We start from the raw sequence: 13,161 nt of genomic DNA on the forward strand, positions 1-13,161 counted from the left end.
AATGTATCCGGATGAGCTCAATTCACTCCTACAGCTAATAAACCTTTTTAGTCAAGCCCCTACGGTGGCAGAATACTACCAACTATATCCTGATAAGGATAAGTAAACCAAAAACAAGAGCCTTCTCCTTCTTCTGACTCCACACCGATAGTTCCACCCATCTGTTCCACCAGACTCTTACAAATAGACAAGCCAAGTCCCGTACCATGAACAAAACTGTTCAGTTTCACAAAACGGTCAAATACTGTTTTTATCTTATTCCTTGGGATTCCCATTCCTGTATCACGAACATAAAATCGCAGATACCCATCTGTCTGCCTATAATATCCTAACGTTATGCTGCCCGAAAAAGTGAACTTCAAAGCGTTATTAATGAAATTGGAAATGACTTGATTCAAACGATTCTTGTCTGCCCATACATGACATTCGGGCAAGCATTTTTCAAACACCAGCTCCACACCAGCCGGTACTTTCATGCGTAAAGAACGGATAATCTCACCGCAAAGCAAGTTGACATCCGTATCACTCTTGACAAATTCAAAAGCTCCCGACTCCATCTTCGATAAATCAAGAATATCTGAAATAAGCTGAAGAAGCAACTCCGTATTCTCCTGCACAATAGCCATGTACTGCTTGCGGTCCTTCATATCTTCCGTTTCCGTTAAAAGACTGGAAAAGCCCACTATAGCATTCAGCGGAGTGCGGATCTCATGACTCATATTAGCCAGAAAAGCAGATTTCAAACGATCCAGTTCTTCCGCTTTATCCCTTGCCGCTATCAACTTCCGCTCCGTTTCTTTCAGTTCAGTTATGTCATAATTGACACAAACCATATCAATGATCCCATCTTCCGGACGGAAATCGCGTACCATTACATTGACTCTTGTCCACGTATAAGTGCCATCTTCACGTAATATACGTACATCACGCCTCAAATGGCTGGCTTCCCGTATCAATACCTGATCAAAGAAGCGAAGCATCATCCTGCGGTCATCCGGATGAAAATGAGAATGCACTTTGATAATCTCATTCAATGGAGTTCCTTCTTTCTCACCTATATTCCGATACCAGCTATTCACAGCATAGCCATCACATTTCAAGGCATTAAAATGGGCATATCCTACTTTGGCATAGTTACCTATCAACGTGAAAAACTCCTCAAAGTCCTGTATTTTGCTGTATGCATTTGTTGTTTCCGTATTATCAATATTAATCAACAATATATTTATCAGATTACCCAAAGCATCATAAAGTGGAGCGAATTTCGAGATTAAACTAATAGTACCGGTACGAGAAGTAGAATAATAGCCATCCAAACGGTCGAAATCATAATTAAACGACATATCAATAGGTGCTCCTGCTTTCAACTTATCTTTCAGCCCCTGCGGCAGCAAAGGATTATCAAATAAATTCAATCCTATCACATCCTCCTTATGCCGGAGACCGAAGATTTCCATCTCCTTCTCATTCAAATCTGTCATAAACCCATCCTTATCATACAACTCGATACCAGCAGGAAGATTTTTATAAATATTCTGCAAATAAGCTTTTTCCAGCCGGGCTTCAGATTCAGAACGTCTCAATTCCATACAAATGCTGATAATATTACCCAAAGACACAAACCATTGATAATCCTCATTACACCAGTTCCGATGCTCACGCACCATATCCACCCCTATATACCCCCACACTCCGTCTTTTGAGTTCAAAGGCACCACCATAGTAGATTTCACTCCATATTCCTCTAATCTACGCTTATCCGCCCCGGCTGAATCAGGAAGCAAATTTAATGTAAAAAGAATGATAGGATTACCAGCCAATATCTGTCCTGTCCACCAAGAGGCATAATCAATAGAAGATTCCGATAATAAAACCTTGCGTTCTTTTATACCCTCCACTGCTATTTCATAGGTACAGACTTCCGTATGCAATTCCCTGTCAAATTCAAGAATATAAGTACGATCTGCTTGAAATTGGCGCAATACCTCCTTTAAAATCTTATTGATAACCAAGGTAATATCATCAGAATGTAAAAAATCAAGCAATGACTTGGAAATACCGTTCAAACGAGATAATAAAGAATTCAACCGGTCTACTGTCTGCTCCTGCATATTCATCCGTTGCCGGGAAATACATTGCAACATACCCATGACGCGGACATGACCTTCTTTGGTAATACGCTTCTCACCGACCTTGGTACTAACCCACATCATCCCATATTTGGAATGTATCGGAAAAACCTGCTCATAAATCTCCATCATCCGGAAAGAGCGAAATTCCTCCAAAATACGTTCCCGATAATTCTCACAAATCAGATTAGCGAAATCTTTAGCAGAAATCTTATTCCCTTCTATTCCTAACAAATCGGCTACAAACTCAGAACAATAGTAGACTCCTTCATCAAAATCCACCTCCCACCATCCTATGCGCGCCATTGATACAAGCTGCTGCAACCTTGCATCATTTTCTTGAATCTTCCCCATATTTACACTACCCTTGAATTTTATGTGCCAAGATAATCATTATATTTCAATACGAAGTGATTAAACATGAAAAATAAAGACCAACAACAAATAATCAAAGCCTGAAATCTATTTTTAACTCTGTTCATTTGCAAATGAACAGCAAACTGTGTATTTTCGTAAAGGAACTACATTACAAACCCTGCAAATTCATATGACTATGAAACGTAATATCCTATTATTAATGATTTTGACGGTAATATCCCTAGGAGCATCCGGACAAAAATATACGATTTATGTAGATGACTTCGACAGTGAAATCAAAATACCCAATAGGGCGATCAACCTGATTCGTCTCGCATTTATCGACGGTATCCGTAACACCAACCGTATCAATGTAGTGGACGCCGTTTCGGCTGGCAGTGATCTCAGTCTGAGTCCGCTGGAAGATGCACGCCGCTTCAGAGCAGAGTACCTGTTAAAAGGAAACCTGATACAAAGAGAAGCAACCGATGACGGAAGCTCCCACAGACGTTACCACAGCCGTGAGAACAGTTATAAAGAGAAATTCACCCTGCGTCTTGATTTAATACGGACAAGTGACGGAGTAACTATCAGCACACGCAATTATGAAGAAACAGGCTCAGCATCCGGTAAAGATGCCACCCAATATAGCGCTTTAGAGAATTCATTAATCAATGTGCCATACGAAATGGGACTTTTTGTTGAAAATCACTTCAAAGTATACGGTTCAATACTGAAAGTAGTATCTACCAAAAGAGACAAGGCAAAAACCATTTATATCAACCTGGGATATGATGATCCTATCAAAGAAGGATTACGCTTTGACGTAGTGGAAGATGGCATACTGGAAGAACATAATATAGAAACCAAAATCGGTGAAATACGGATTACCGAAATCATGGGACCGAAAATCTCTTTATGTAAAGTGAACAAAGGGGGTGAAACTATTCTTACTGCATTAAATGAAGGAAAGACCTTGAAACTTATTTCCAGACAGGCCAAACTGTTCGATGAATAAAATATCATTCATAATGAATATACAACACTACAACCGCCGATCCGGCATCTGCCAAAACCCGGCGGTTTTACTATGTCAAGACAAACCGCTACTTTTCTATAATGGAAGTTAGAGGATGACGATTCCCCTTTATCTCTCTCAGAAATGCTTTTGCCGAACCAAAATTCAAATATAAATCCAAACGCACCGGCAAATGGTTTTTATCATCAGTTACATAAAAGGTTATTACCTCTTTTTCTTTTCCTTTTTTATACTCTACTAAGGAAAAAACCAAACAACGGTATTTCACACCATTCTCCGCCTTAAAATTCTTCCGGCCACGATAAATCAATGTTTGCTGCTCTACTTTAGTACCTGTAGCCATATCAAACAATATTTTATCGCCGACTTTATAGTCACTTACATCAAATGAACGTGCTCTCATCAATATGCTCAGCATATCAAAGATACACTCATCACTTTGGTCCTTCGATTTCACCGTATCCCGTTCCCTCCTCATACGACGCTGATCGGCAATGCATTTTCCGTTTTTATAACTGAACCATACTTCATCCACCGTATAGCGGTCACCCTCTTCGGCCCCTTTACGAAAATAAACGGGTTCCAGACGACTGCTGGTAATACAAGTCAATGTGTCACGCATCTTAAAAAAGAAATCGACTTGTTTGTTACTGACAGAGATCAGATTACTACGAAAACAAGGTTTCCCCTGATAGGTAATAGCCTGCATGTCCATTTTTGCCTGTCCGGCAGCAACCCAAATAAATTTCCAGTTGAACTTCAAGTCGTATACCAACTCTTCGCCTGCCTGGATGGCTTCGTTTTGTGCCGCACATTGCGCTCTAGTTGCCATTATAGCAAACCAACCACACAATAATATTAGAATAGTTTTTTTCATCGGCCTAGCTTTCTAGCTCTTTCTTTATTTCTATCTTGTACCTTTTTAGTCTCTTCCGGTTTTTGTTTCTTTATTTCATCCAGCTTTTGCTTGTCTACAGGAATGGCATTCACATCCCAATTCTCTTCAAATTCAAAGTTGGCTTTCATCTCCCATACCTTCGGGAAATAAAAAACTTCTTCGGGCTGAATCTTCTTATCATAATCTCCTGTATCCCATACTCCATTATCATTACGGTCGTTAAACAAACGTATATAATATTTCGTACTCGGATTCAAGAAATAAAAGTCCGCCGTTCCTTCCACCGTCACCGGTTGCTGACGCAATACATTTCCACTAGCATCCAATAATTCGGCAATAGCATTGGGAGCAGCCCCTTTTATATTCAATAAAATAGTCCCGTATTCTTCCATTTTCTTCACCTTCACCGTTTGCTGGACTTTATCTGTATGCAGCCCATAGATTCCTGTAAATGCCAAAGAATCAATAGTCAACTGATATTCCTGCTCCGGTTGCCAATCTGCCAATATCTGATATTGCCGTGGCATCAACGAGTCTGCCATAAAGAAGAAAGGAGCCGGTTGCCACAAACTGTCCACTTTTACTTCCATATGAATGGCCGCCGTGTCTATACTTGCGATCGGTTCTTCAAAAGATAGATAGATATTCCTATATATATCGAATGCCGACGGAGCATCGACATTCATAGTCAAGAATTTAGTCGGTTCCACCCTGATGGTATCTCCCTTTTTCTCCCTCTTTTTACGTTCCTTCTCCTTTTCCTCATTTGCTTTTTTCTGCAATTTTTCCCGTTGCTCTCTTGTCAATTTATTAGCCAGATAAATCGTATCGGTTTTGGGAACCAACTGGTTTAATGTATCCGTATATAAATAATCCAACTGAACCTCCAGCGTATCCATCTGATAAACCAACGAATCCTTAATCCAATAACAAATTGAGTCGTTTCGTGGAGTCGTTTCTATGATAAACGCATCCTTCTCATCGAAGTTCAATCCTTTCAAGGTAGGTAACGTATCAGCCGGCGCACTGAAAGATAATACAAAATGATTCTCTTTATCACGCTCGCTCTTGGACAGATATTGACGGTCGTTTATCCCTTTAAAAGCTCTCAGAATAATATCATCCGGCAAAAAGCGGGTATAGCCCACCGTTTTGATGGTGTCAATAGTAACCGTATCTTTCCACAATGTATCCTGACGCATGGCCGCTTCCATAGAAGGGACAATAATAGAATCGCTAAAAGCAATCATCTCTGTCTTAGAGTCATATAAATAATTCTGATTACCGTCCATCAAACCAAAAATATGATATTTGCCGGGTGCTATACCACGAATAGTGAAACGCCCACGACTGTCTGTACGAGAAACACGATCGAACGGTTTTTTGGCAAAAGCACTATCATCCAAATCAACATGCAACCCCACCATCATCCCTTTAACTGGTTCCAAGTCAGCAGCCGCCAACACAGTTCCGGAAACTTCCAATGTATCAATAGTCTCCCCTGTAGAAAAAGAAAAAGAATAATTACCCAGTGGATTACCCTCATTATTATCTACAATAGCATCCGAGAAATCAATGGTATAGGTAGTATTGGGTTTCAATGAATCCATGAGATTAACCAAAACTCTTCTGCCGCTTGCCTTGATATCAGGTTGTTCCAATTGAGGAGGAGACACCACCACTTTTTCTGATGTTTTCTCCAGTTTGATAAACTCATCAAATTCAATGGCTATCTTCTTGTCCTTGTTGTTTGTTGCGTATGGCTTGGGAGAACTTCTGACGAACTTGGGCGGTTCCTCATCATAAGGACCTCCATCCGGTGTTCCCATGCTTGCACAGGAATATACTACGATCATCAGCATCAACAAAGCAGGTAATTTATGTTTTTTCCAATTCATGTTCTTATTGGTTCAAGCTTAGCATTTCTTCTATATAATCACGCGTATTGCTTAATCTCGGCACTTTGTGTTGTCCGCCTAGTTTGCCTTTTTCTTTCAGCCAATCGTGGAACAGATTAGGTCTTGCCACGATTATTTCCAACGGCTGCAAGGTAATGTTTTTATGGCGTTTAGCTTCGTAATCGGAGTTAATTTGTTGTAAAGAAGTGTCAAGAACCTGGCTAAAATTCTCTAAAGAATCTGGCATAACGGCAAATTCTATCAGCCACTGATGACGGCACTTGGCATATGCATCCATGAAAACAGGAGCAGCAGAATAATCAACAATCTGTGCACCGGTCGCCTCACAGGCTTTTGCTAACCCTTTTTCCGCATTATCCACCATCAACTCCTCACCAAATGCATTAATAAAGTGCTTGGTACGCCCTGTTATAACAAATTTATAGGGGTGTTTGTTGGTAAACTTCACAGTATCACCAATCATATAACGCCACAATCCGCAGGAAGTACTGATGACCATCGCATAATTTTTATTTAATTCCACATCTACTAACGGAACAATATGAGGATTTTCAGTACCGACATCTTCCATCGGAATGAATTCATAAAATACACCATAGTCAATCATCAGTAACATGGAAGGATCACTGAAGTCATTTTGTAATCCGAAAAAACCTTCACTGGCATTGTATGTTTCCATATAATGCATCTTGTCACTACGAATAAGCTGTTTATATTGTTCGCGATAAGGAGTAAAAGCAACCCCCCCATGAAAGAAAACTTCCAAATTAGGCCATACTTCCACCAAATTATCCGTTCCCTTCACCTCCAAAATATGTTTCAAGACGGCCATCATCCAGGACGGCACTCCTGAAAGGTTAGTTACATTTTGATTCATTGTGGCACGAGTAATCCTTTCTACTTTTTCCTCAAAATCACTCAGCAACGCTATTTTCTTCTCGGGCACCCGAATCAGATTGACCAACGGATTCACATTTTCAATCAATATAGCAGAAAGGTCTCCTACAAGACTCCGTTTCACATTATAGTTTGGTGCATGGCTCCCTCCTAGAATCAGGCCTTTTCCAGAGAAGAAACGACTCTCAGGATTTTGTTGAAGATATAGTGCCACTGCATCCATACCACCTGCATAATGAATATCATGAAGGCCATCCCTGCTTACGGGAATAAATTTGCTCTTGTCATTGGTCGTTCCCGAAGATTTAGCAAACCACTGCACCTCTCCACGCCACAGGATATCTTTTTCCCCATGGCGCATACGCTCTACGTATGGCTTGATTTCTTCGTAAGTCTGTATAGGTACACGCTGGAAGTCTTGATATCTCTTTATGTCTTTATAGCCATATTTCAATCCCCACTCCGTATTGGCAGCATCATTAATCAGCCGGCAAAATACTTTATGTTGGAGTGCCTCAGCCTGAGTTGCATACAAGGCTGTCGCTTTTTGTCTGGGCTTGAATAGCGTACTAATTAGTCTGGTAGAATTCATTTGTCTTAGTATACAATTCGTTATATCTTGCAAAAATAGCTTATTTCTATATTATAATGGCTGATAACATTATTTTTTTTATAGTTTTCTACATTACTTTTATTTTTTGTTATCTTTACGGTCACTTACAACTTAACATCAAAGGCTATGAAGATAGGAATATTGACATCAGGAGGAGACTGTCCCGGAATAAACGCCACAATTAGAGGAGTTTGCAAAACAGCGATAAATCATTACGGTATGGAAGTTTATGGAATTCATAGCGGATTCCGGGGGTTGCTGGACAATGACGTAGAACCATTGACAGAAAGATCATTATCAGGCTTGTTAAATTTGGGAGGAACAATATTAGGTACTTCCAGAGAAAAGCCATTCAAGAAACGCCTGTCGGCAGCCTCGGAAGACAAACCAGCTTTGATGTTAAAGAATATTCATGATTTAGGTCTGGACTGTATCGTATGTATCGGCGGAAACGGAACTCAAAAGACCGCAGCCAAACTGGCCCAAGCAGGTGTGAACGTTGTTTCTGTACCTAAAACAATAGACAATGATGTTTGGGGAACAGACGTTTCATTCGGATTCGATTCTGCCGTAACCATTGCTACCGATGCCATTGACCGGCTGCATTCTACAGCCAGTTCACACCAACGTGTTATGGTTATTGAAGTAATGGGACATAAAGCTGGCTGGATTGCACTTTATTCCGGAATGGCGGGAGGCGGTGACGTGATTCTTATTCCTGAACTTTCTTATGACATACATAACATAGGTAATACCATTATTGAACGCTTGAAAAAAGGAAAACCCTATTCTATTGTCGTTGTCGCAGAGGGTATCCAAACCATGGACGGCAAGAAAGCCGCCGAATATATAGCTCAAGAAATAGAATATGAAACCGGATTCGAGACCCGTGAAACTGTATTGGGATATATCCAACGTGGCGGCTCTCCTACTCCCTACGACCGTAATCTGGCTACTCGTATGGGTGGACATGCCACAGAACTGATCGCTTCCGGACAATTCGGACGAATGGTTTCTCTGCAAGGTGCGGAAATTGGCTCCATCTCTCTGAATGAAGTGGCTGGTAAATTAAAACTTGTCAATGAAAACCATGACCTGATTGTACAAGGTAAACGGATGGGAATCTGCTTCGGGTAAGAAGCAGATTCATTCCTTTTCCATATATTTGGATGGAGACACTCCGAATTGCTCGGTAAAATGCTTTCGGAGCGTACGTGTATCACTATATCCTACCATTTCGGCTATTTCCTGAATGGAATACCTGTTCTCCATAATAAGGGAGGCAGCCTTGCCCATCCGTACACTCCGGATCATATCAATAGCAGCCAATTCGCTACGTTGCTTTATTTTTCTATAAAGGGTAGGCTGACTCATATTCAATTGGTCTGCCAACATTTTTACATTAAAGTTTTCATTCGCCAGATTAGCTTCTATGACATGAATAATTTGCTGTATAAAATCATCCGGAGCATTATTCCCATCCGTTTCCGGTTCACTTTCCTGCTGCTTCAACATCAACGTCTTTGTATATATCCTCTTCAGGCGTTCCCGCTGGAGTATCAGGTTCCGGACTTTTGCCTTCAATACCTCCGGATTGAAGGGTTTCATCATATAATCATCCACACCTATTTTTGAAGCCTGCAACACATCCGCATCCTCAGCCTTTGCCGTCAGCATCAAAATAGGGATATGTGCTGTCCGAGGCTGCTCACGCAATTCCCGGCAACAGGTAAACCCATCTTTTACAGGCATCATTATATCAGAAATAATCAAATCCGGAATTTTACTTATTGCCACATCAACCCCCTCTTCACCGTTTTCCGCCTCATATACGGCATAATCTTTACAGAATAAAGAACAGACATAGTGCCGGATTTCCTCATTGTCCTCAATAACAAGAAGAGATGTTTTTTTATTCGAAGGCTTGTCTTCCTGCCCTTCCGCCTGCATTATCGGTAACGGAAGAGCATATTCCTCCATCTCCGGAGTACCAACAATCTCATACCGGTCCTCTGCAAAATGTGCATTTCCCTCAGGAATCAATAATGTGAAAGTGCTACCCTTTCCGAGAGTACTGTCCAAATTCACCGTGCCATGATGAAGATCCATCGTATTTTTAACAATACGCAAGCCTATGCCTACCTTATTAGAAAACAAAGGTGTATTTTCTCCGGTAATAAATGATTCAAAAATCCTCCCCCGTAACTCTTCCGGTATTCCTTTACCTATATCCGATATGATTATACTGCAAAATGAATATCCATCTATCTCGATACGGTTCATCTTAAAAATCACCTTTCCATTCGGAGATGTATACTTAAACGCATTAGATAATAAATTACGGATAGCCGAACTTATTTTTTCCACATCTATCCATAGCAAAAGTGGCTCATTCAGCGATTCAACCGTAAAGTTAATCCCTTCTGTTTCTGCCAGTTCATGAAAAGAATCGGTTATCTGCTTTGCCAATACCACTATATCGACTTTCGAAATTCGGAGTTTAATCATACCTGCTTCAATCTTCTGCACATAAAGCAAATGATCGACCAATGTCTGCAAAGAGGTTCCATTGCGATACATGGCAGCCAGTTTAGTATAGACGGTGTCTGAAGGGCGGACGGTTCCTAACAATTCCTGCAGGGGAGATAAGATTAAAGTTAAAGGTGTACGCAACTCGTGAGCTGCATTCGTAAAGAAATTCTCGCGTTCCATCCGAATCTGCTTCTCCTTGTCACGTTCTACAGTAGCAGCAAATATCTCATGTTCCAAGCGCAACTCGTGCTCCAACCTCTTTTGCCGTAATTTAATACGCTGTATAACCATATAAACTATTATCCCTCCCAGCACCATCATACAGAAGCGGAAAAAGAAAGTTTCACTCCAATGAGGCAAAATCTCTACTCTTAACGAGGTTATTTTACTGTCTCTTTCATCCGGATAAATATTTTTCACCTCAAAAACATATTCCCCGGCAGGAAGGTTAGCATACGAAACTTTTTCCCCTCCGTTGGCCACAAGCCAATCAGGCTGATAAGGACGAAGCCTGTAACTATACTTCTGCTGGCTTTCAGAATAAGAAAGGTTATTGAACGTCAGCGCAAAGTCACGATTCGCATGATTCAACCGGACAAAAGGCGTATAGAAAATACTTTGTGAAAGAATGGTCTGCCCATTTACCTCTCTTCCTATCTCTACAAGTTTATTATTTACCTCCAATCCGGTAATCACGACAGATTCGGAAGTGGTAAACGCTTTAATGTCATCGGGGTTAAAATAAGTAAGATTCTTATTATTCCCCCAAAACAGAACATCCTCCCAATGCAGGACAGAACGGTTACTGCCCGCAATGTAATAATTATAAAACAAATGTTGATGACGACTATAACGGGAAATACCTGAATTAGATCCCAGCCAGATTTGCCCGTGCGCATCCTCAGTCATACAACCAATAAAGTTACTGCACAATCCATCCCGGGTAGTATATACATGAGTTATCGCATCCTGTCCGGGAGAGAAAACTGCCAGACCGGCCATATATCCGACATATAGGTTACCATCGGACGAAGCTAATAATGAACGCACGGAATTCTCAACCATACCGTACTTCTTTTCATAGCCGGTCTGCAGTTCATTTTCATTTATCACTTTACATATACCATAATTAGCAGTGCCCAGCCAAAGCGTATGATCATCAGTTTCAGCCATAGCACGAATATAAAGAGGAGACAAATTCTGTAACCCGGATACTTTAAAATGCATCTTCTTACACCTGTTCGTCTCACGGTCGAATAACCAGAGTCCTTTATGTGTACCAATCCAAAAATGACCTTTGCTATCAAGGAATAAGGCCCAAACTGATGATTTGTTAAGGTCACCATTTTCCGTAATCAATCGCAATATCTTGAATGAGCGTTCCTTTTTATAATAACAAGTCAATGAACCATCTAAATTTCCAAACCATAAATTTCCTTTCTCATCTTTCAGACTGCACAACACTGTCTGTTGTTTTTTCACATTTTGATCTCCCACTTGAAAGAAGTCTATTTTTTCTGAAGTACCAAACGCTGTTCGGCTTCGCATAATTCCTTTATGGTATGTTGCCAACCAAAGATAATGATCGTCATCCGCTACAATAGAACAAATCTCATTATGCCTGTCCTGATAAAAACGATTATAAAACTGCATACGCAAATCCGACCAGATTACTCCTCCACCATCCGTACCAATCCACAGAATACCATGTGAATCGTAATAAGCCGCAATCATCCTCGTTTCAAGATTGCGGTGCATCAAAGAAGAAGTGTTACTATAAATTTCTGTCAATATCCCGTCCTGATTATTTTTATCTATTGTCATCACTGTATATCCATTCCACGTTACGGCCAAATATCTATTCTCATTCAATTTGATAACACCGAAAACATCTGTATGAGAAAGTTTGTCGGATACCGGAGCCACATGATAAGTCAGCTGCTTGATTTTCCCAGTCCGTTCATTATAATAAATAACCCCATGAGCAATTGTAGAAATCCATATCCGGCCATCATCATACAAAACAGAATTTACAGACAGACTACCGGTACGACCCAAGTCAATCACCCGAAAGAAACTCAGGTTTGTCGCATCCAGCAAGATAATTCTACCTTTTTCATCAATCAGGCAGATACTTTTTTTATCCGAAGAATAAGTTATGGCAACCAAAAGATTATCCTGATTATCCCAGCCTGTATATTTTTCTTCAACCCGGAGCCGAAGTTCACCTTCTTTTGATGCGCACCGCTTCATTAAATGTAACTCACTTCCGGAAATCACCCAAACCAACGAATCATTCTTCTGCAACATCCCTCGAGATGGAATGCCCTGTCCCGAAGAAGAAACCACAGACAAAAAGCGTTCTTTTTTCAAATCAAATGCAGAAAATACACCATTATCCACAAATGCCAGCACCCCATCAAAAGCTTCCTTCAAGTTTGAGATACTAGGATAACTACTACTTATTTCGAAGTTTGTAATCCGCCTGCCGTCATAACGACTCAACCCGTTTCTGGTTCCAAACCAAACGAAACCTTCTTTATCCTTATAAACAGCAGATACGGTATTATCGGCCAATCCGTTTTGCATATTGAGCAGATGCACATCTTTTGAAAAAAAAGCATAACACACATCCGGCAGCAATATACATACTTCAATTATAAGCAGTGATAAGATTTTAAGGTTCATATTTAATTCATTACTTGTAGCAAAGGAATAAAATAAAAAAGAGATAACAACAAAGATTCACCAAAAAATATAGAGATGCATTAAACGTG

At 40.4% G+C, this 13,161-nt stretch carries 7 protein-coding genes; 2 read left to right on the forward strand and 5 right to left on the reverse strand.

Annotated features, from left to right (window positions below; translation table 11 throughout):
- Positions 1-59: 59 nt before the first annotated feature.
- Positions 60-2,483 (reverse strand): ATP-binding protein, encoded by a 2,424-nt coding sequence (locus AB5935_RS03735; protein ID WP_038612035.1) that lies wholly within the window; start codon positions 2,481-2,483, stop codon positions 60-62.
- Positions 2,484-2,682: 199 nt separating this feature from the next.
- Between AB5935_RS03735 and AB5935_RS03740 the strand changes: the two genes are divergently transcribed.
- Positions 2,683-3,504 carry a hypothetical protein gene (locus AB5935_RS03740; RefSeq protein WP_007841437.1) on the forward strand — a complete coding sequence of 274 codons (822 nt, stop codon included), beginning with the start codon at positions 2,683-2,685 and terminating at the stop codon, positions 3,502-3,504.
- 88 nt (positions 3,505-3,592) lie between these two features.
- Here AB5935_RS03740 and AB5935_RS03745 read toward each other — a convergent pair whose 3' ends face one another.
- The 3 genes from AB5935_RS03745 to AB5935_RS03755 are packed head-to-tail and all read right to left on the reverse strand — an operon-like array spanning position 3,593 to position 7,831.
- Positions 3,593-4,402, reverse strand: a complete 810-nt coding sequence (locus tag AB5935_RS03745) for a DUF3108 domain-containing protein (protein ID WP_007833843.1) — start codon at positions 4,400-4,402, stop codon at positions 3,593-3,595.
- On the reverse strand, positions 4,399-6,321 hold the full coding sequence (locus tag AB5935_RS03750) for an Ig-like domain-containing domain (RefSeq protein WP_007833845.1): 1,923 nt from the start codon (positions 6,319-6,321) through the stop codon (positions 4,399-4,401). The genes AB5935_RS03745 and AB5935_RS03750 overlap by 4 nt, the downstream gene beginning before the upstream one ends.
- Positions 6,322-6,325: 4 nt before the next feature.
- The gene (locus AB5935_RS03755; RefSeq protein WP_007833847.1) at positions 6,326-7,831 is read right to left on the reverse strand and encodes a GH3 auxin-responsive promoter family protein; all 1,506 of its coding nucleotides are present in this window, start codon (positions 7,829-7,831) and stop codon (positions 6,326-6,328) included.
- Positions 7,832-7,978: 147 nt separating this feature from the next.
- Here AB5935_RS03755 and AB5935_RS03760 point away from each other — a divergent pair, with 147 nt between their 5' ends.
- Positions 7,979-8,989, forward strand: a complete 1,011-nt coding sequence (locus AB5935_RS03760) for an ATP-dependent 6-phosphofructokinase (protein WP_007833852.1) — start codon at positions 7,979-7,981, stop codon at positions 8,987-8,989.
- A 9-nt stretch (positions 8,990-8,998) separates the two neighbouring features.
- Here the strand turns inward: AB5935_RS03760 and AB5935_RS03765 are convergent, their stop codons facing one another.
- A complete protein-coding gene (locus AB5935_RS03765) occupies positions 8,999-13,072 on the reverse strand; it encodes a two-component regulator propeller domain-containing protein (protein ID WP_038612038.1) in 4,074 nt (1,357 codons plus the stop codon).
- Positions 13,073-13,161 lie beyond the last annotated feature (89 nt).

The sequence above is a fragment of the Phocaeicola sp. RTP21198st1_B8_RTP21198_201120 genome (assembly GCF_040929485.1).
In the GTDB taxonomy this organism is placed as follows: domain Bacteria; phylum Bacteroidota; class Bacteroidia; order Bacteroidales; family Bacteroidaceae; genus Phocaeicola; species Phocaeicola dorei.